At 56.5% G+C, this 18,927-nt stretch carries 16 protein-coding genes and 1 tRNA gene; 4 read left to right on the top strand and 13 right to left on the bottom strand.

Features of this window, described 5'->3' with window-relative positions; genetic code table 11:
• Nucleotides 1-52: 52 nt before the first annotated feature.
• The 5 genes from VRY85_RS04610 to VRY85_RS04630 all read right to left on the bottom strand — a co-directional run bounded on the left by VRY85_RS04610 (nucleotide 53) and on the right by VRY85_RS04630 (nucleotide 5,919).
• The gene (locus VRY85_RS04610; RefSeq protein WP_414597424.1) at nucleotides 53-1,609 is read right to left on the bottom strand and encodes a hypothetical protein; all 1,557 of its coding nucleotides are present in this window, start codon (nucleotides 1,607-1,609) and stop codon (nucleotides 53-55) included.
• A gap of 41 nt (nucleotides 1,610-1,650) precedes the next feature.
• Nucleotides 1,651-3,072: a diguanylate cyclase gene (locus VRY85_RS04615; RefSeq protein WP_414597425.1), complete on the bottom strand. Its 1,422-nt coding sequence runs from the start codon at nucleotides 3,070-3,072 to the stop codon at nucleotides 1,651-1,653.
• Between the two features lie 567 nt (nucleotides 3,073-3,639).
• Nucleotides 3,640-3,716 (bottom strand) — tRNA-Pro (locus VRY85_RS04620).
• 163 nt (nucleotides 3,717-3,879) lie between these two features.
• Entirely contained in the window at nucleotides 3,880-5,259 is a 1,380-nt protein-coding gene (locus tag VRY85_RS04625; RefSeq protein ID WP_414597426.1) for a TrkH family potassium uptake protein, read from the bottom strand.
• A 6-nt stretch (nucleotides 5,260-5,265) separates the two neighbouring features.
• On the bottom strand, nucleotides 5,266-5,919 hold the full coding sequence (locus VRY85_RS04630; protein WP_414597427.1) for a potassium channel family protein: 654 nt from the start codon (nucleotides 5,917-5,919) through the stop codon (nucleotides 5,266-5,268).
• A gap of 120 nt (nucleotides 5,920-6,039) precedes the next feature.
• On the opposite strand from VRY85_RS04630, the gene VRY85_RS04635 reads away from it, so the two are divergent.
• Nucleotides 6,040-7,125 carry an alkene reductase gene (locus VRY85_RS04635; protein ID WP_414597428.1) on the top strand — a complete coding sequence of 362 codons (1,086 nt, stop codon included), beginning with the start codon at nucleotides 6,040-6,042 and terminating at the stop codon, nucleotides 7,123-7,125.
• A 99-nt stretch (nucleotides 7,126-7,224) separates the two neighbouring features.
• Here the strand turns inward: VRY85_RS04635 and VRY85_RS04640 are convergent, their stop codons facing one another.
• From VRY85_RS04640 to imuA, 4 genes are read right to left on the bottom strand one after another with little or no spacing between them, the layout of a single operon-like run.
• Nucleotides 7,225-7,683 (bottom strand): GatB/YqeY domain-containing protein, encoded by a 459-nt coding sequence (locus VRY85_RS04640; protein WP_414597429.1) that lies wholly within the window; start codon nucleotides 7,681-7,683, stop codon nucleotides 7,225-7,227.
• Between the two features lie 35 nt (nucleotides 7,684-7,718).
• A complete protein-coding gene (locus VRY85_RS04645; RefSeq protein ID WP_414597430.1) occupies nucleotides 7,719-10,922 on the bottom strand; it encodes an error-prone DNA polymerase in 3,204 nt (1,067 codons plus the stop codon).
• A gap of 27 nt (nucleotides 10,923-10,949) precedes the next feature.
• Nucleotides 10,950-12,251: a Y-family DNA polymerase gene (locus tag VRY85_RS04650; RefSeq protein ID WP_414597431.1), complete on the bottom strand. Its 1,302-nt coding sequence runs from the start codon at nucleotides 12,249-12,251 to the stop codon at nucleotides 10,950-10,952.
• The gene (imuA, locus tag VRY85_RS04655; protein WP_414597432.1) at nucleotides 12,220-12,903 is read right to left on the bottom strand and encodes a translesion DNA synthesis-associated protein ImuA; all 684 of its coding nucleotides are present in this window, start codon (nucleotides 12,901-12,903) and stop codon (nucleotides 12,220-12,222) included. Before imuA ends, VRY85_RS04650 begins: the two co-directional genes overlap by 32 nt.
• Before the next feature lie 86 nt (nucleotides 12,904-12,989).
• On the opposite strand from imuA, the gene VRY85_RS04660 reads away from it, so the two are divergent.
• Nucleotides 12,990-13,670, top strand: a complete 681-nt coding sequence (locus VRY85_RS04660) for a dienelactone hydrolase family protein (RefSeq protein ID WP_414597433.1) — start codon at nucleotides 12,990-12,992, stop codon at nucleotides 13,668-13,670.
• 6 nt (nucleotides 13,671-13,676) lie between these two features.
• Here the strand turns inward: VRY85_RS04660 and VRY85_RS04665 are convergent, their stop codons facing one another.
• Both VRY85_RS04665 and pbpG read right to left on the bottom strand, forming a co-directional pair.
• Nucleotides 13,677-14,453 carry an NRDE family protein gene (locus VRY85_RS04665; RefSeq protein ID WP_414597434.1) on the bottom strand — a complete coding sequence of 259 codons (777 nt, stop codon included), beginning with the start codon at nucleotides 14,451-14,453 and terminating at the stop codon, nucleotides 13,677-13,679.
• 7 nt (nucleotides 14,454-14,460) lie between these two features.
• Nucleotides 14,461-15,378 carry a D-alanyl-D-alanine endopeptidase gene (gene pbpG / locus VRY85_RS04670; RefSeq protein WP_414597435.1) on the bottom strand — a complete coding sequence of 306 codons (918 nt, stop codon included), beginning with the start codon at nucleotides 15,376-15,378 and terminating at the stop codon, nucleotides 14,461-14,463.
• Nucleotides 15,379-15,916: 538 nt separating this feature from the next.
• On the opposite strand from pbpG, the gene VRY85_RS04675 reads away from it, so the two are divergent.
• Nucleotides 15,917-16,249 (top strand): UPF0175 family protein, encoded by a 333-nt coding sequence (locus VRY85_RS04675; RefSeq protein WP_414597436.1) that lies wholly within the window; start codon nucleotides 15,917-15,919, stop codon nucleotides 16,247-16,249.
• Entirely contained in the window at nucleotides 16,246-16,746 is a 501-nt protein-coding gene (locus VRY85_RS04680) for a DUF3368 domain-containing protein (protein WP_414597437.1), read from the top strand. Before VRY85_RS04675 ends, VRY85_RS04680 begins: the two co-directional genes overlap by 4 nt.
• A gap of 112 nt (nucleotides 16,747-16,858) precedes the next feature.
• On the opposite strand, the gene VRY85_RS04685 is transcribed toward VRY85_RS04680, so the two are convergent.
• Both VRY85_RS04685 and VRY85_RS04690 read right to left on the bottom strand, forming a co-directional pair.
• Nucleotides 16,859-17,779 carry a tyrosine-type recombinase/integrase gene (locus VRY85_RS04685; protein ID WP_414597438.1) on the bottom strand — a complete coding sequence of 307 codons (921 nt, stop codon included), beginning with the start codon at nucleotides 17,777-17,779 and terminating at the stop codon, nucleotides 16,859-16,861.
• A 151-nt stretch (nucleotides 17,780-17,930) separates the two neighbouring features.
• A complete protein-coding gene (locus VRY85_RS04690; protein WP_414597439.1) occupies nucleotides 17,931-18,863 on the bottom strand; it encodes a YicC/YloC family endoribonuclease in 933 nt (310 codons plus the stop codon).
• Between the last annotated feature and the right edge of the window lie 64 nt (nucleotides 18,864-18,927).

The raw sequence follows: 18,927 nt of genomic DNA on the forward strand, positions 1-18,927 counted from the left end.
CAAGCCTATTCACGGTTTGTGTTGATAAGTAGCGGGGTCGCGGGCGGGCTGCTTAAGCCAAACTTTTCTCAATCTCCTCGCGGCTTAGAGCATAGTCCACATAGCCCTCCAAATGGTTCACGTATTGCCCGATGCGGTAGTAGAAGGTTTTGAGGCTGTCTTGCGTCGCATAACGCTCGCGAAGGCGTTCTTCGTGCTGCTGCAGCTGTGTTTCCAGCGGTATGGCGTGAGCTTCTGCGGGGCCATCCGATGATTTTCGAGGCAGCAACGTGTCGAAGTGGTTTCTTGCCCTGATCGCTTCCAGGTCAGTTTGTATTCTCTCTTCCCGAGCTGTGTCGCTCAATACTTCAGCCTCCCGGCCAAACAGCATCAAAGCCCAGAGCGTACCCACGACGGGCGAAGGTTTTGCATCAAGTTTGTCGATGGCCAGAGAAAAGTTCTCAAGCAACGCTGCTGCCCTGGAATGCGTTGCCTCATCTTGTGGCGCCAAGCTGATGAACTCGGCGCGCAGCATGGCCGAAATCTGCTCTAAGGTGAGATCGGTTGAGTTCTGCACCTGCTGCAGCGCATAGGGGGCGGCTTGATAGAGGCGTACAAAATCGACATCGGTCGGGCGGCGGTATAGGGGGATCAGAGTGGTCAGCTCGCTAAAACCCAGCGATTCAAAATCGTCGGCGGTCTTGGCAAGAAACGACGGCACATTAGTTTTTTCTAGCTTCGGGGCCGAGAGGGCTGGCTGCTCGCCTTCTTGATTTTCCGCCACGGGCGGGGTCTCGGTGTGATGCTCAACAGGCGGCGTTGCGGGTTCGGAGAGGGGTGAGCGCGCTGCGCTGCGGGGGCGATTTGTGAATTCGGCAAGCCCGGGCTGTGGGGTTGATTGCGGGTGGGTGGCTATCAGGTCTTCTCGAAGCAAAGCGAAGAAATCGCTTGATTCCTGCATGTTCTGATAGGCGTCCTGCAACGATTTGGTGTCCAGGGCGGTAATGGCTATCAGGGTTTGGTGGGCGCTTTCCAGCAGGCGGTCACGGGCTTTTGGACTCGATACGCTTTTTTCCTTAAGCAGTTCACTCTCACTGCACATGGCCGAAAAATTTCTTTCCAATGCCAGGAAGGCGTCGTAGATATTGTTTTGGCCTGAGTCACCCGGCTTGCTCTTTTGCTGCACTTTGAGCGCATACATACATGCCAGGGTTTCACGATCGTAGGAGAGCAGGGCTTCTCGCTGAGCGTGGAAATATTCCCGGAACTCGGCCGGCGGCAGCGTTTTATTATTGGTTTGCAGTTCGTACAGCTTGTCGTACAGCACGCGAACCTGAGTGGCGATCGCCATGAGAGAACGCTTTTGGTCTTCGACCAATGCAAAGTTGCCGTCGTCCCCGCGAGCGATCAAATAAATGCCCGCTGCCGCCAAGACCACGGCGATTGCTGCAGCGACCGACTGTGAAAAATCGGAGTCAATGAACGCGATGAAAACAACCAGGACGACGAAGCCAACGGAGCCGACCAGGCCATATCGCTCCATCTGTTTTCTGACGATGAGCATCTGATTACCCCGCAGTTTGCTCTCGTAGAATTCCTTGCATTTTTTCTGTAGCTCAGTAAGGGTCATAAGCGTGAGTCCTGATTGAGATAGCAGCGTACCCGATTTTTTTAAGTAAGGCGGGTTCTATTGCGGCCTTGCTCCTTCGCGGTATAGAGCGCTTTGTCCGCTTGTAGCAACATGGGCTCCAGAAGGGGCGGGGCGGGATCGCACAGGGTTGCGCCGATGCTTACTGTGATTGTCAGAGGTTGTTGTGTGTGTGGCAGCAGGACTTCATGACGGATGGCTGCGTGAATCCGTTGGGTGATATCTTTGAGAAAATAGGGTGTACATTCTGGAATGAGCACCAGAAACTCTTCACCGCCAATTCGACCGCATAAGTCCTCGCGGCGCAGCACTGCGCGCAAGCGTTGGGCTGTTTCACGAAGCGCTTCGTCGCCGGCCGCATGCCCGTAGGTGTCGTTGATATTTTTGAAATGATCAATGTCGATCATCAAAACAGCGACAGGTTTCCCTTTTTCATGCAGCTGGGCCAATGTATCCCCGGCGCGCTGGCGGAAGGTCCGTCGGTTGAGCAGACCTGTCAGGGCATCATGTTCGGCCATGTAGCGTAGTGCTTTCAGGCTGTTCTCTTGTGCGGCAGTCACATACGCCACAACGATTGGCGCGAGCGCAATGGAGGCCACGCCAAAACGTATAGAAAGTAAAGCATAGATATCGCCAGTGGTGGCAATGTGCAAGATATTGCCGGACGACGTCACGATTAAAGTCCAGAGGCTGGCGACCAGAGTGAGCAATGAGGTTGCGAATATGCCATATGACAAAGCGCAGGCGAGTAGGGCGAGCAGCGGGAATGCCAAAGCGCCAGGGCCGCCAATGATGACTGCAGCCAAGAGAGCCACGATAAACATGACGAGCGGCGCATACTTGCGCTGGCTGATGCGACGTTCACGTATACGCCACGCGCTTGGCCGAGGCATACTGAGAATACAGGGCAGGAAGATGGTGTAGCACAGGAGTTCAGAAACCACCCACCCTGCGGCAGTAAACCAAATGGGTTGGCCCTGTAAGAGCCATAACACTATGCCTCCCGCCATTCCCGAAGCCAGGGAGGCGGCCACAATAGACAGGAATAGCGTCGTTAAATTAAACGGCCCGTTCAAGCTCTTTTCAACAACATGGCCCAGACGATTGCTCACAGCCAGGGCAACGCCAACGCCGACGAAGTTGGTCGAATTCAAGAGCAGGGTTGTTAACAGATCGTTACCTGTTAAAAGGTCGGCCAAAACATAAGCGGTCGCGGCACTGCACCAACCAAGGGGAGAGGCTAGGTGTGGACTGTGCAGGAATATGCCCAGCATTAGGGCGTTGGCAGGCCACAATGTTGACAGTGCGCCCATAGGGCGCGAAGAGATGCCCAACAGGCAAAAAAGAAAAATGCCTAGCGCTATCCACAAGTATTGCTTGGCACTCGTACCTTCTGGCACAAGCTTAGCCATGATGGCCGTATAGGCTGCTTTTTTAACAGTCATCAAAGAAATTGGATAGGGAAATATTTGAGTTTGCTAAATAATTGTAGCGGCAAGGAGTAGCAAGCAGCGGGGAGGGAACGTTAATTCTCGTGAAGTAAGAACAAGCTCAAAACGGCTTGAAGGGACTCTTGGCTGTTTTGTGAGCGTTAGCTATTAGTCGCTTATATATCAATGAGTTATGGTTGTTGTTCGCGTGATATCCACAAGCCTTTCAACGGGTTTTGTTGATAAATCCCCTGATTTTCTCAACTCGTAAATTTGCGACAAGTGTATCAAATGAGCTGTCAGTTGGAATAAGTGTTGCGTAGGTGCAATTGTGGAAATAGGGTCTGTCCCGGTTTAAGATTGTTGTCAGCTTGAATGTGAAGATTCGTATGTGACTTTTTTGTGACCAGGCGACGGGAAGGCTTTGTGGATCAAGGGGTTGCGGCAATTGTTCCTGTATTGTCCACAGGGGTATTCACGGTTTGTGTTGATAAGTGAATGGAAAGGGGTCTGACCCCCATTTAGCGAGGGCACAAAATAACAAGGGCTTACAGCAATTAAGCTGTAAGCCCTTGAGGGTATTGGTCGGGACGGCGGGATTCGAACTCGCGACCCCTTGCACCCCATGCAAGTGCGCTACCAGGCTGCGCTACGCCCCGTATCTATCCGTTTTTTGCTGGCAGGGTATGCCTGCAATCGCGGTTAGCATTTCACTGTTTCCGCTCAAAAAGCTGGTGTGCGTGATGAGCGAAGAACATGAATATAACATAGAAAAAATATTTGTGTAAAGTCGCTAGTCCTTGAATATGGGCGAGCTGACATTCAGCCGACTTGGAATTCCATTTCAGGATAACGCACGCGACTGGCACGGCGGTTACGGATAGCCAAGCTGTAAACCAGGGTAAGAGGGCCGACCCGGCCCATAAACATGAGAAGCAGCAGCACGCAATGGCTGGCGCGAGACAGTTCCGGTGTCAGGGCTTGTGACAGACCTGTGGTGCTTAGTGCGCCAACGACTTCCAGCATTAGGCTAGACAGCGGATGGTCTTCAAAAATGGTGAGAAGCAGCAAGGAAAATACCGCAGCCAGTAGGGTGACGACGACGACGGCCAGCGTTTTGTGTATGGTTTCCGGCGCGATGCTGCGCTGCATTAGCACCACTTCCTTGCGCTGCATGAGGTAGGCAAAGACGGTTGCCATGATGACAATAAATGTACCTAGCTTAATGCCGCCCGCCGTACTCATTGAGCCGCCGCCGATGAACATGAGTACGGCAGCCAGCAGCGTAGTGCTGTCGTCCATGGCGTCCATCTGGAAGGAGCTGAAACCCGCAGTGCGCAGGGCGACGCTTTGCATCCAGGCGGCGCGCGCTTGGTCTGTCCATTCCAAGGCGCCCAGCGTGGCGGGGTTGCGGGCCTCCAGCAACCAGATCCCGATAAACCCTAAAAGGTTAAGTAGCGCCGTGGTCAGCAGAATAAGACGCACATAGGGTTGTAGGGTGGCCCAGCGTTTCTTGCGCAGCACTTCCACAATAATGGGGAAACCGATGCCGCCCAGAATAATTGTTGTGGACAGGATGGCGATGGTGATGCCGTCGTCGTTAAACGATGCCAAGCTGTCGTTGAACAAGGAGTAGCCGGAGTTATTGAACGCAGCAATGGCGTGAAAAACGGCATAACGCAGGGCGGGCAGAGCATCCAGTGAGCCTTTGAGCCACCACCATAGAAAGAGCAGGACGGCCATGCCGGCTTCTATAGTGACCGTTATCTTAAGTACAGATAGCGCTGTTTGCGTGAGGCGCGCGGTGCTGGTTTGGTTGAATGCTTCAAGCGCCAGAGATTGCTGGCGCAGGCTCATGCGGTGGCCCAGGGTGATGGCCGACACCACGGCAATGGTGACAAAGCCCAAACCACCAATTTGCACCAGGATGATGCTGACCCATTGGCCGAACAGGCTGAGTTCCTGAGGCGAGACAATAGATAAGCCGGTTACCGTGACAGAGGCGGTCGCGGTGAAGAGCGCTTCAAACAGTGAAAGTGGGTGATCTTTGCCCGCGAATGGCAGCGCAAGCAACATGGTGCCTAATAAGATAAGGCCGAGAAACCCGCCTGCCAGCACACTGGGAGGGCTGGCGCCCAACCGGCCTTCTCGGCGGATACGCCTGATGCGGTGCAGGCCGCGTTGGGGAGAGAAACGTGGCATAGCAGCTTAAGCGAGTCGTGGAGCCAAGGCCCGCAGGGATTCCAGTGTGCCAAACAAGACCAGGAGATCTTTGGCGTAAACCACGTGATCAGCAGGCGGATGTGTGATGGCTTCGCTGCGGTGCTTAATCAATAGCACTTCCGGCATATCGCGGCCGCCATTCAGGAAGCTGGACAGCGGTTTACCATCAAGCCGATCGCTGACGCGGATTTCCACCACAAACTCCCCATTTCCTATTGGGATGTAGTCATTCACCATGGGGTAGCTCAAGGCTTGAGCGACACGTACACCCATTTCTTCTTCAGGGTGAATGACACGCGATACGCCTAGTTTGCTAAGAATGAGGTGTTGAGCGTGAGATGACGCCTTCACCCAAACATTTTGAATGCCGAGCGTTTTGAGGTGCACGACACACAAGAGGCTGGCCTGGATGTTTTCGCCAATGGCAACCAGCACGACATCGTAGTGGTCGAGCCCCAGTTCTTCTATGGTTGCGCCGTCGGAGGCATCGGCAATGGCAGTGCGACTGAGCTTGTCTGCGTATTTTTCAATGATCTTTGAGTCGGCATCTACACCCAGAACCAGATGGCCCATTCGGATGAGTTCAAGGGAAGCAGCGGCCCCAAACCGGCCTAATCCAATGACGGCAAACTGTGCCATTTTATGTGTAAATCCTTGAGTTTTGATGGAAACAACAAGTAAGACCAAGATGCAGCGTGGCTCAAATTCTGGTAAAAACCCTTATATATGATTCTGAAAAATCAAATGCTGGCCTCACATATGACAAGCTTGTTTGACCCTATTCAAATGGGGGCAGTCTTTTTGCGCAACCGTGTCGTGATGGCTCCAATGACGCGCGCCCGTGTCGGCGACGGGCGAGTTCCAAATGACCTCATGCGGCTATATTACAGCCAACGTGCCAGTGCTGGGCTGATTCTAAGTGAAGCGACTTCCGTGTCGCCGCAAGGAGTGGGTTACGAAAACACGCCAGGAATCTGGTCGTCTGCACAGGTGGATGGCTGGCGCAAAATCACCAGTGCCGTCCACGATAAGGGCGGCAAAATATTTGTACAGCTGTGGCATGTAGGCAGAGTCTCCGACCCGGAACACCTGAACGGTGAAATCCCAGTTGCGCCTAGCGCCATCGCTTGCGAGGGCGATGGCAGTTTGCTGGCGCCCGAGCGTAACTATGTCACGCCGCGCGCTTTGCACACGGAAGAGATCCCCAGCATTGTGCAAGATTTCGCCGATGCGGCAGGCCACGCGCGCGACGCGGGGTTTGATGGGGTGGAAATCCATGCTGCAAATGGATATTTGATCGACCAATTCCTGCAGGATAGCACAAATAAGCGTCAGGATGATTACGGCGGCAGTGTTGAAAACCGGGCCCGTTTCCTTATGGAAATCGTTGATGCTTGCACTGGTGTTTGGGGGGCAGGGCGCATCGGCGTACATCTGTCACCTTATGGCAATTTGCACGATATTCATGATTCCGACCCTGAATCCTTGTTTGGCCACGTGGCGCAAGAGCTCGGCCAACGCGGGGTCGGTTTTTTGTTTGTGCGTGAAGCGGCAGGCCGTGAGTATTTGACGGCTGAGCTACGGCGCAAGTTTGGTGGGTTTGTGATTGCCAACCAGGAATACACCTTGGAACGCGCTGAGCAGGCCATCAACGAAAGCCGGGCCGATGCGGTGGCATTTGGGCGGCTGTTCATTTCTAACCCCGATCTGGTGCGGCGTTTGAAAGACGGCATTGAGCTGCGCGATTGGGATACTTCTACTTTCTACGGCAACGGTTCTGCGGGGTATGTGGATTATTCCTGCAGCGCTTGCAATGATGCACCCGCACTGAACGAAGTCGGATAATTTGGAGTTATTGGCATGCAAGCCATGAAAAACGGCAGGGAGCGCCAAGTTGAGCCGCTTCCTGCCGTTTTTCATTGGTGCGCCTAAAAGCGCATAGCTTTACAAGAGGCGGGCCTTCACCTGGGCGGAGACAGCGGCCATGTCGGCGCGCCCTGCCAAGCGGGTTTTAAGCAAGCCCATCACTTTGCCCATGGCGGCCGGGCCTGTCACACCTTGAGCATGAACTTCTTCCAGTGCGGCTGTGATGGCGGCATCGACTTCAGCAGGCTCTGCGGCTTTAGGCAGGAATTCCTGTAATACGGCGATTTCGGCTTTTTCTTGTTCAGCGGTTTCCGTGCGACCGGCCTGTTCGTAGGCTGCAATGGATTCACGGCGCTGCTTGACCTGCTTTTCAAGAATGGCGGTGATGTCGGCGTCGGAGAGTTCCTGACGATCGTCGACTTCCTTTTGCTTGATTGCGGCCTGAATCAGGCGCAGGGTGCCAAGGCGGGCGCTATCGCGAGCGCGCATGGCATCTTTAACGGCGTCGGAGAGTCGGGTCTTGAGCGTACTGCCCATGGTGGTCTTCCTGTTTGGCTTCCAAAACATTGATTTTAATGGAAGTCTCGGCTGGAGGTGCGTAAGGCGCCAAGCAGGTGTGAGAGGTCTACCAAGCGGCGGGCGACCAAATGGCAGACGGATTGCTGCCGTTGCCAGACCCCATACACGCCCAATAGCTGCGCACCTACCAACTCGGCATGCTGCTTCTCGGCCAGATCGGGGCGCACAATTACGTTGATATGACCACTTTCGTCTTCGAGTGTGACAAACACCACGCCTTTGGCCGTGCCTGGGCGCTGGCGTGTCGTCACCAGACCGCAGGCGCGGGCCAGACGCCGGTCGGGCCAGTCTGCAAGCAATGTGTCGGCGGGAACAAATTGTTGACGATGCAAGCGGGCGCGCAGCAAAGCCAGGGGGTGGCGCCTAAGAGTGAGGCCGGTTTTCTGGTAATCGCTGACAATATGTTCGCCTTCCGACATGGGAGGAAGAAGCGGGTGTTGCGCTTCATGGATAGGCGCTCCACGCAGCAGCCCCTTTGGCGCTTTCAGGGCAGATTGCCACTGTGCTTGCCGTCTGTCGCCGCTGAGGGCCTGAAGGGCGTTGGCGGCGGCCAAGGCATTCATTTCATGCCTGTCCAGGCTCGCTCGGGTGGCGAGATCTTGGGCCGAGGAGAAGGGCGAGCCTTGCCGGGCGTGTTCAATACGCCTGCTTGCCTGTTCAGATAACCCCGTGATTTGATTCAGGCCTAGCCGCACAGCGGGGGAAGGCGGGCGAGTCGACAATGCACTGGAGGGGTTGCCAGGGCGATCGGGCAGGGCGGGGTGAGCTCCGTAAGCAGCGGCTTCCAAGGTGGTTTCCCACCGGCTATGTTGAACATCCACGGCGCGTACTTCAACGCCTTGACGCCGGGCCGCCTGAACCAACTGGCTGGGGGCGTAAAAGCCCATGGGTTGGGAATTCAGCAAGGCAGCCAGAAAGGCGGCAGGCTCATGGCATTTGAACCAGGCGCTGTAATAGGCCAGCTTGGCAAAGCTGGCGGCATGGCTTTCAGGGAAGCCATATTCCCCAAAGCCTTCCAATTGTTTGAAAATCTGTTCAGCAAAGTCTTTCTTGTAGCCGTTTTTCTTCATGCCTTGAAGCAAACGTTGGCGGAAACGCTCGACACTGCCCCGGCGCCGCCAAGCGGCCATGGCGCGGCGCAACTCATCGGCTTCGTCTGCGCTGAAATCCGCAGCCACCATGGCGATTTGCATGGCTTGCTCTTGGAAAATAGGAACGCCTAACGTGCGTTCCAGCACCTTCTGCAGTTTGGGGTAAGGCGGGCCGATGTCTTCCAGCCCTTGGCGACGACGCAGATACGGGTGAACCATGCCGCCTTGAATCGGGCCGGGCCGGACAATGGCCACTTGGACGACAAGGTCGTAGAACTTGCGAGGTTGCAAGCGGGGCAGCATGCTCATCTGAGCGCGAGATTCGATCTGGAAAACGCCAATGGTGTCGGCCCGGCGAATCATCTCGAACGTGGCTGCATCGTCATTGGGAATGTCTTGCAAGGCGAAAGGGCGGCCCCGCTGTTGACTGGCTAATTGCAGACAGCGCTGTAAAACGCTGAGCATGCCCAACCCCAGGACATCGACCTTGAGCAGGCCCATGGCGTCGAGGTCGTCCTTATCCCACTGCACAATGCTGCGGTCGGGCATAGCGGCGTTTTCAATCGGCACCAGCCGGGAAAGCTTGCCGTGGGAGATGACAAACCCTCCGGGATGCTGAGAAAGGTGGCGCGGGAAACCTTTCAGCGTTTCGGTCAGGCTGGCCCACAGGCGGGTCTGGCGCTCCGGAAGAGGCAGGCCCTGGCTCTGGATTTTTTCAAAGATATCTTTCTTGCCACTCCAGTAATGAAAAGACCGGGCGGTTTGATCGACGTGATCGGGGGGCACGCCCAACGCCTTGCCGACATCCCGCAATGCGCTGCGGTGCCGATAACTGATGGCGACTGCGGTTAGAGCGGAACGATCGCGCCCATAGCGCTGGTAAATGTATTGAATGACTTCTTCGCGGCGCTGGTGTTCAAAATCAACGTCGATATCTGGAGGCTCGTTGCGTGCGCGGCTGATGAAACGCGCAAACAGGCTGTTGCCGCTGCTGGGGTCCACTTCGGTAATGCCCAGGCAGTAACACACGGCAGAGTTGGCGGCAGAACCGCGCCCCTGGCAGAGAATGCCGCGTTGACGCGCGAATTTAACGATGTCGTATACGGTGAGGAAGTAGGATTCGTAGGCGAGTTCGGCAATGATGGAAAGCTCGGTTTCCACTTGTTTGATTACCGCAGCGGGCACGCCTTCAGGGTAGCGGCGTTTGGCGCCGGCCAGGGCTTCGCGTCGCAGGTATTGGCGGGGAGTCAAGCCGGCAGGCACGATTTCTTTCGGGTATTGGTATTGAACGCGGATTTCGTCCAGGGAAAATTGGCAGAGCTGGCTGATTCTTAGGGTTTCTTGCAGCCATGGGCCAGGATACAAATTCGCTAACCGTAGGCGGCTGCGCAGGTGGCGCTCGGCATTGGGGTGCAGGTGCTCAATGATGCCGGTCACAGGCTGGTTGCGGCGAATCGCTGCCAGGGTGTCATGCAAGGGCTGGCGCGAACGGCGATGCATTTCCACGCCGCCCAGGGCAACCAGGGGCAAACCATGGCGCGCGCCCGCAGCGTGCAAAGTGGCTTGGTGGCGTGCGTCGGCTGACCCGTAATGCAGGGCGGCACCTAGCCACAGGCGCTGAGGAAACACGCCGGAAAGGGCGTGGAGGTGGGTGTCCAGGATTGTGGTGGGTGGGTCGTATTCCGGCTTGAAAATCACCAGGCAGTCGGACAGGCCGCGCAGATGGGAAAACCCCACAGGCGGTTCGGCGATATCCGCCAGGCTCAGGCGGTATTCCCCTTTTGGGCTGCGCTGGCGCGCCAGGGTGATGATTTCAGACAAATTCCCATAGCCGTTCAGGTTGCAGGCGAGCACGATGATCTGCATCCCTTCTTCCAACTGAAAACGGCTGCCGGTAATGAAATGCAGCGCGTGCCGTTGGGCCTCTTGGTGAGCCCGTACCACGCCCGCCAATGAGCATTCGTCGGCCAGCGCCAGCGCCTGGTAGCCCAGGCCGGCCGCACGTTGAATAAGCTCTTCAGGGTGGGAGGCGCCAGTCAGGAAGCTGAAGTTGGAAATGCAGTCCAGTTCGGCATAGGCGCTGAGAAAAGAAGGGAGCAGTTTCATGATTGAAAGGGGCGCGCAGACAAAACCTCAGGCAAACAAGCCGTGCAGAAACCAGCGTTCGCCGGTTTCGCGTTCACGGTAAAGCCAGTAGCGGGCGCCGTCAGGGTCTTCGGCGATGAAGTAATCGCGCCGCTGATGCGGGCCGGTATACCAGCCGGTTTCAATGCGCTCTGGGCCTTGTACCAAGCGCAGCGGGCGGCCCTGATAGACGGGGCGTTCTTGGTGGACCTCTAAAAACCGAGGTTGAGGCAGCAACCAGAAAGGGCGCGGGTGTTCACCCACACTGGAAGGCAGGGCTTGAGACGCAGGCGGGGCCAGTTCTGCCGCCCAGGTGTTGGCCAGTTCAGGCAGGTGGTGGGCCAGGGGCCGTGGGCGACGTATGCCGTGGCGGCCCAGGCGTGCGACCAGCAGGTCGAGCAGGCGCTGTTCTTCCTGAGTGTGCCGGCCGGGGTCGGGGAACAGGGTGTCGCTGACAGGGGCGCGAGGGTGAGACGGCCCGGCGATCAGTTCCAGACGAATGGCGGGGCGCGGCAAGGCGCTATGCTGCAAGCGTTCCTTCAGCACCCGGTTGAAATCTTCCAAGCGCCAGGTGGCAGCAGAAAAGCGTAGATCAAGCTGTGTGGGCGGGCAGGCAAGCCGCCCTTTTTCGTGATGGAAGATTAGCCGGAAGTCGTGCAAAGCTTCTTGGCGGTGTTGCAGCCAACCGCACAAGGCCCGTAGCAAAGGCTGGCTGGCGGCCAGAAGCGCCGCGGATTGGTGAAGATGGAAGCTCGGCTCAAGCGACTGACGAAAGCGCTCGGGCGGCGCAAACCAAGAAAGCGTTTCAGGTTCTTGGGCGTAGGCGGTATCGAGCGCATGGACTAAGGCCGGGCTGCTGCGCTGCCGCAGCCCCTGACGGGGGAGTTGGCGAAGATCGCCCAAAGTTCGGCAAGCGATGCTTTCCAGCCATTGACGGTGCGGCAAGGCTTCCGGAAGACTGTGCACAGGTAAAAGGTTCAGCCTGCGGGCCAGGCTGCTGGGGCGCACCACCCGTTTATGGGTGAGGCGTGGCGCGCCCGCCAGCAGCCAGGCGCCGCTTGCAGAAGGCGCCATGCCAAGCTGAAGCGCCTGCGACACGTGTTGTGCAGCGCCTTGGATACGGCGGCATAATTGCCGCACGCCGCCAAACAGCGAAAGGCTGGCGGAGACTTCCACCACAATAGAATTGGAGCGGAAGAAGGCAACCCGGGGGCTGTAACGCAGCATGGCATAGGCTAAGCGCTGCAAAGCTTGCCCCGTGTTTTCAGCTTGCGAGGCTTCAGGCCATTTCAGGCAGATCCACAACAGCATGTTGGTAGGCCCCCTTCCGATGAGAGGCGTACAGTTGAAGTGTAAGAGGGGCCGGACAGGCCGCACCCTGACGTTTGAGGATATGTAATTGCAAGCCCTGGCGAACCGGTTGGATGGCCAAGCGCAGCACTGCCGTGCTGCTATGCCCGATAACGGTGGCCGGGCGCAGGAGAATGCATAAGGTTTCGCTTTGCCGGGCCAGTAATTGCAAGCGGCGCAAGCTGGCGCTGCGAAGAGGGTGTGCCCAGCAGAACACAGCGGCGCAACAGTTATGCCTGAGAATTTGTTCGGTGGCCCACAAGGCATCGGCGGTGTTGGACGGCTGCAGCCAGAGCAGGCGTTCGGGCGCCAACTGCCAATAGGCCCAGGCCTGAGTGCAGGGCGGGTGGGGCGGTTGCACTAAAGCAATACTGCGCTCAGGGGCTTGGCGGGCAAGCGCTGGGCGAAATAACTGTAGTTCACCACAGCCTGGCTGGTTCGGCATGACTTCAATGAGTTGCCCTACGGGCCAGCCCCGGCCTGGCAGGGCGTTATCGAGCAGAGGATAACCAGTAGGCACGGTGGGGCCTGCCGGGCGGGCGACCTGGGTGGCGCGCCATAAGGCAGGGTGAATATGTTCAGGGTGCCGAAGCAGAAAGTCGGAATGTGCCATGTCAATACAATCATTAAGTATTACTGTATAAATATACAGTAATTATATTTAGGCGGACAAATTGCCGGCCCAAAGTAAAATGGACGTTGCGATTTCTACTTTTCCTCCCCATGCCTGATATTGATTTTTCCGAGACGCTGGCGCTGATTCCCAAGGAAGACAAGCCCAACCTGTTGTTTGTGTTGTTGCATGGCGAGTCCGCCGGGCCTGAGCAGCTTTACCCTTTGGTGGAAGCGCTTAAGAAAGCGTTTCCCCTGGCGTTGATCATTCTGCCGCCTGCGGAGGATGAATCGCGTCTGGACGAACTGGCTGCATTCGTGCGTAAAGTTCAAGGGCATTACAAAGTGTCAGGCGAACAGACTGCGCTGGCGGGGTTTTCACAAGGGGCGCGCATGGCACTGGAAACCAGCCGTCTGCACGCCGACCTTGCCGGGCGGGTGCTGGCTTTTTCAGGGCTGTATCAAGAAACACCGAGCGCGCTGCCCGAAACCACCATGATTCACTTCTTTCATGGGGCTGACGACCTTCTTCTGCCTTTGCGAGAAGTCGAAACCTTGTTGCAACACTTGGGGGAAATCCAGGCTGATGTCACCGTAGATGTGGCTTCGCAAGTTGGGCACGAACTGCATCCGGCCTTGATTGAACAGGCCGTTATCCGCTTACAAACCTGCGTGCCATTGCGTAGCTGGAAAGAAGCCTATGGCCAACTGGTTGAAAGCCCCCGCGAGGAAGAGGGCGGTGGCTCAGAGCCGCCCACACTGCATTAAACGTTATTACGCTGGCAGGACTGGCCAGTCGTGACGCTCCACCGGCGTGCCGGTGGTGTCGTAAGTGGTTTCGCTGAAGATGCCTTTGCCATCGGCGTCCAGGGCAATGATGGTGGAGCACCGCGTGCCGTAGGCTGGGCTGACAATGAAAATACTGCTCAACAGCCTTTCCATCTCCAGAGAAAGGCCGGTGCTGGGTAGCGCGTGGTCTTCAGGCTGCACGCCGTCGCGCAGCGTTTCGTAAATAGGTTCCAGCTCAAGTTCTCTGCCCGCCGGTGTCAGCGCATCGAGACGGCTGCGCAGGCGTTCCACTTTTGGCCACGGAGTGTCCAGCGCATGATTCGATAAAGCATAACGGCCCGCTGCCAAAGCGACGGGCCCCGTGCTGGCGGCATGGTTCCCCACATACCAGGCATGCGCGCCCTGGCCCACAATCAGATTGAATCCGTTGTAGTGGTTCGCCCTTGAATGTATATATTTTGTATATTCTTCTGGGGAGGCGTCGTTCTGCAGAAAATGGCTGACCAAATGCCCCCGGCTTTCCAAGCCGTCGCGTTGTGCGCCGGGGTCGCGGAAGTTAGTCAGCAACGCCCAACGCTGCTGACTGCGGCTTAACCCCAACCAGGTGCCACCGGCAGTGAGATCGCGCCCGGCAATCACCTCGGGGGCTTCCGGCCAAGGGCGTGCAGTCAGAGCCGCTCTTTCATGAAACTCGTCGCGATTCGCGGCGATGAAAACTGGCCAGTGGGGGTGCGCCCCAAGGCTGAGATAAGCAATACACATAAAAAAATCAGGAACCGCTTGAGGCCATAGCCAGCGTGCGGTTGCTTGCTTTAACCAGTTGGCGCAAACGGTTGGCGTCGCCCACGCGGGCAGAGCGTGCATCCGCGTTGAGCAGCACAATCGCCAAGTCGCGGTTGTCGATGCGGGTCAGCATCACCAGGCACTGGCCAGCTTCGTTGATAAAGCCGGTTTTAGATACCCGGATATCCCAATCGTCGCGCTTCACCAAACGGTTTGTGTTGTTGTAAGTCAGTTGCCGACCCCGGTTCAGCGTGAAGACCTCGGTGTCGTCGGTGGCATAGTGGCGAATCAGCGGGTGTTTATCGGTGGCGCGCAGCAGTTTCACCAAGTCGTGAGAGGTGGCGACGTTATCGCTAGACAGGCCGGTGGGTTCCACAAACCGGGTGTGACGCATGCCCAAGGCGCGTGCTTTGTCGTTCATGGCGCGCACAAAGGCAGGCAAGCCGCCCGGGTAATGGCGCCCCAGCGCATTGGCAGCCCGGTTTTCAGAAGACATGAGCGACAAATGCAGCATTTCGCCGCGCGTCAGGCGGGTGCCCACCGCCAGGCGCGAACGCGAATAACGCATGCGGTCCACATCGGCATCGGCAATGGTCAGCACTTCGTCCATAGGCTGGCCTGATTCCAGCACCACTAGCGCTGTCATGAGCTTAGTGATTGATGCAATGGGGCGAAGCTCGTTGCTGTTTTTTTCGTAGATGCGGTTGCCATTTTCCAAGTCGTACACAAGAGCGACTTCTGCTCGCAAGGCAGCGTCCAAGGCATCTGAACCCGACTGGGCCTGAAGAAGGGGTGAGAAGGAAAACACGCCAACGGCACCCAAGCACAGCGCTGAGCGGCGGATAAATCGCGAGAAAAGGGCGGGAATGGTGGGCATGGCGGCATCGCGACAGCAGTAATTCAAGCGATATTATCAGAAAAAACATGAAGAATTAATGGCTTACGCCAATTTCTTCAAATATTTTTTAAGTGGTGCTGCGATACCGCCCATTTTTCGGGTTCAGCAGCCGGGCACGCTAAGCTGATAGCCGATGGTTACTGTGGTGACCTGTGTGCCGCATGGCCCGTAGGAATACAGCAGGTGAGAGGCGCTTTGATACTGGTGCGACACAGCGTGTCGCTTGTATGTAGTCTGATGAGGGTGCTTGGGCCGCATTTTGCTCAAATATTCATTTGTTTTTATCTTTGAGTGACGTAACATCCAATGCGAACAATGTTTCTGAGTAGTGACGAGATGAAGGTCGGTTCCAACAGAGAAAAATCCGGGCTTCCTCGTTTTTTACTAATGTCCTTACTCGTAAAAATCGACTGCCATTGACTTCGGAAACCCTCACTGAGGCGTGGCGGCGATAGCATACCAACGCCAGCATACTGTCTATTCCCGTATTGACGCCTATGAGTTTTTGTGCCCCAATATAGGGGAACAAATTAGGAGGTTTACTATGCAGACATTCACTATACGTGAATTGCGCGAACGCTCCGGTGATCTGAGCCGTGAAGCCGAGGAAGGCCGCTTGTCGCTTGTCACCCGCCATGGTCAGCCGCTGTTTGTGAGTGTGCCATTTACCGATGAGTTGCTCCGGGCGGGCGTGCATACCGCGCTGGCTGTCAGCTTGTTCAAGGCCGGGGAGATGACCTCGGCCCGCGCAGCTAAACTTGCCCGGATGAGCCTGCCACAGTTCTTGGAACATCTGAGTGACCAGGGTATTCCTGTGGTGGATTACAACCCCACGGAACTGGAACAGGAACTCAGCTCCTTTGATACTGGGAAATGATGCGGCCCGTTGTTGTATCGGACGCGGGTCCGTTGATCGCGCTGGCGGGCTGTGGGCAACTGGAATTGTTGGTTGCCGTATTCGGTGACATTCACATTCCGCAAGCGGTGCTCGATGAAACGACTGCAGACCAGTCTCGTCGTGGCGCAGCCGATATCGCTGCTTTCGGGCGACGACACGCCACCGTTCACGCCAATCGCAGTGATGCCATCTACAAAGCTGCGGTCAGTCATCTTGATGAGGGTGAGGCGCAGGCATTGAGCCTGGCTCATGCGCTCGGGTGTGGACTGTTGATGGATGAACGACGTGGGCGGCAAGAGGCACAACGCCAGGGGCTACCGCTATTTGGCGTGCTCGGTGTCTTGTTGCAGGCAAAGCGTTTGGGAAAAGTTTCGGCCGTCGCGCCGTTGCTGGCTAAGATGCAGCAGAATGGTTATCGCATCAGCACTGATCTGATTTCTGCTGTGCTGGCTATAGCGGGCGAGAGCAGGACTTGAGGCTCCCTTAATCAAAGTGCTCGCGAATCACGGACTCTAGCCGCCGGTACTCCTTGTTGATCAAATCTGACAGCACCGTAATGCTCCGTAGATTGCTAGAAACTTCTCAGAATCATTTATGGGGTAGAAAGACTTCAGAACAGGGATGCCGGGGCGACCTTCTGATAGTTCTTGGCGGTGGGAGGTCATCAAAGTCGGGCAGGGGAATGTCAATGGCAACACGGGACTTGCTGCGCTCTTGCGGTAAGTACCAGACCTTTTCTTCCAGATCGAATTCGCTCCACCGCGCTTCGGTCAGCTCGCCTTTCCTGACTCCTAGCAAGACCAAAAGCGCACAAGCCAAGTAGTTGTCTCGGGTGAAGCCATCGGATTCTTCCCTGAATTTTTTGAAGATGAAGGCAAGCTCGTCGGTTGTGAGGGCTCTATGCCTGCTTTTTTCTATGCCGCCAGCATCATTCACCGAGAAAGCGAAAGCAGGGTTGTAAGAGATGATATCCAGCTTGATGCCATGGTTAAACAGCTGCTTGCAGTACATCAAAGCATCGTTGGCAACCGCTGGCCTATTGCTGTCTGCAATGTTCCGCAAGACCTGCCTGATGTCGCGCCCGGTAACCGCCGCCCGCTTCATTTGCCCAATCACGGGGGCGATTTCTTTGGTGTAAACGCGCAAGGGAATGTGGTGGTGTTTCAGGCGTTTGACATTGCCTTCATGCCAGTCGTTGAAACGGTCATGCACGCAGGCGATTGAGCTGTTCTCGGCTCTTCTCTTGGCAACAAGGGGGTCCAGACCTTCGCGCAGCTGCTTCATCTGCAAAGCAGCTTTGATGCGAGCGTCTGCGAGCGATAGGTCCTCTACCTTGCCCAGAGTCATTTCTTTGCGCTTGGTATTGGATGTGTAACGCAACATCCAATGCGCACGACCTCTTTTAGGTACGACGAGGTAAAGGCCGTTGCCATCGGCGAAGCGTCCAGGCTCCCCCCGGATTTTTGCACTGACGGCCTTACTTGTAAGTTCTGCCGTAACGGACTCCAAATGTACCCACCACCAGCCTTGGCGAGATTAGCGATGTACCCACCGAGTTTTTGTTGATCGTGGTGGGTATCAGTTGAGTTGCATGGAGTTCGTTTCTTCTAGAACTATTGATTTTAATGAGGAAATTTACTTCAGTTGGCCTCGATAAACATCACTCAATATTCTGCGCCTGCTCCCGCATCTGCTCAATCAGCAACTTCAGATCAATAGCTGCGCGAGTCATGCTTAGGGCGCCTGCTTTGGAGCCCAGGGTGTTGGCTTCGCGGTTCATTTCCTGGAAGAGGAAGTCGAGTCGTTTGCCTGCGCCGCCGGCTTTGCGGGTCGGGGCGGGGGAGGTTTTTGCGGCGGCGGTGCCGCTCAGGATATGCCCAAGCTCTTCAATGTGGGAACGCAGGCGGGCGAGTTCTTCGGCGACGTCGATGCGCAGTGAAAACAGCGAGGTTTCTTGGGCAATGCGGGCCGATAGTTCTTCGCCTGTAATGAGGGCGAAGCCGTCGGGGTTGGCGTGCAGCAGGGCGTCTCTTAGGCGTTGCGCCAGCTTTTGCTGGTGCTCTTCCAGTATGACGGGCAGGGAGGCTTCGACTTCGTCGGTGATGCGGGTCATGCTTTCCGCGCACTCTTGCATGATGTCGGCGAGGCGGCGGCCTTCACGTTGGCGCGCTGCTTGAAGGTCGGCAAGCGCTCGGGTGCCGGCATCCAGGGCCATGGCGGTCCAGGCTTCGGCATCCAGGGTTTCGGTGCCGTTGGAAGCCGCCAGCAGTTCGCTCAGGCGCGGCGCCGGGACATCGGGAATGATCTTCCGGGTGGCGGCCAGCAGGTCGGCCAGGCGCTGCAGCGAGGCGGTGTCCAGCGAGGCTGCATCTGCCGTCAGGGCGCGCGCATAGTTGGCGCGGATTTCCACTTTTCCACGAGAAATTTCCCGTGAGAGCAGGTCGCGCAATGGGGCTTCCACCATGCGCAGGTCTTCGGGAAGGCGGAAGTTCAAATCAAGAAAGCGGCTGTTAACGCTTCGAATTTCAATGGTAAGTGTGCCGTGCTCGGTTTCGGCTTTGGCCGTTCCGAAAGCGGTCATGCTGCGTATCATGCTGTGGTGTCCTGAAGAGGGCCGGAGCCTCCGGCCGCGGGAATACGACATTGTACGAGCCGTC

Source organism: Achromobacter sp. F4_2707 (assembly GCF_047501535.1).
Classification (GTDB): domain Bacteria; phylum Pseudomonadota; class Gammaproteobacteria; order Burkholderiales; family Burkholderiaceae_B; genus Yanghanlia.

Bases quoted from the DNA above. Each gene is read 5' to 3' on its own strand.
- imuA (WP_414597432.1), bottom strand. From the start codon at position 12,903: ATGGCACATTCCGACTTTCTGCTTCGGCACCCTGAACATATTCACCCT.
- VRY85_RS04635 (WP_414597428.1), top strand. From the start codon at position 6,040: ATGACAAGCTTGTTTGACCCTATTCAAATGGGGGCAGTCTTTTTGCGC.
- VRY85_RS04645 (WP_414597430.1), bottom strand. From the start codon at position 10,922: ATGAAACTGCTCCCTTCTTTTCTCAGCGCCTATGCCGAACTGGACTGC.
- VRY85_RS04690 (WP_414597439.1), bottom strand. From the start codon at position 18,863: ATGATACGCAGCATGACCGCTTTCGGAACGGCCAAAGCCGAAACCGAG.
- VRY85_RS04675 (WP_414597436.1), top strand. From the start codon at position 15,917: ATGCAGACATTCACTATACGTGAATTGCGCGAACGCTCCGGTGATCTG.
- VRY85_RS04640 (WP_414597429.1), bottom strand. From the start codon at position 7,683: ATGGGCAGTACGCTCAAGACCCGACTCTCCGACGCCGTTAAAGATGCC.
- VRY85_RS04650 (WP_414597431.1), bottom strand. From the start codon at position 12,251: ATGCTGTTGTGGATCTGCCTGAAATGGCCTGAAGCCTCGCAAGCTGAA.
- VRY85_RS04610 (WP_414597424.1), bottom strand. From the start codon at position 1,609: ATGACCCTTACTGAGCTACAGAAAAAATGCAAGGAATTCTACGAGAGC.
- VRY85_RS04615 (WP_414597425.1), bottom strand. From the start codon at position 3,072: ATGACTGTTAAAAAAGCAGCCTATACGGCCATCATGGCTAAGCTTGTG.
- VRY85_RS04630 (WP_414597427.1), bottom strand. From the start codon at position 5,919: ATGGCACAGTTTGCCGTCATTGGATTAGGCCGGTTTGGGGCCGCTGCT.
- VRY85_RS04680 (WP_414597437.1), top strand. From the start codon at position 16,246: ATGATGCGGCCCGTTGTTGTATCGGACGCGGGTCCGTTGATCGCGCTG.
- VRY85_RS04665 (WP_414597434.1), bottom strand. From the start codon at position 14,453: ATGTGTATTGCTTATCTCAGCCTTGGGGCGCACCCCCACTGGCCAGTT.
- VRY85_RS04625 (WP_414597426.1), bottom strand. From the start codon at position 5,259: ATGCCACGTTTCTCTCCCCAACGCGGCCTGCACCGCATCAGGCGTATC.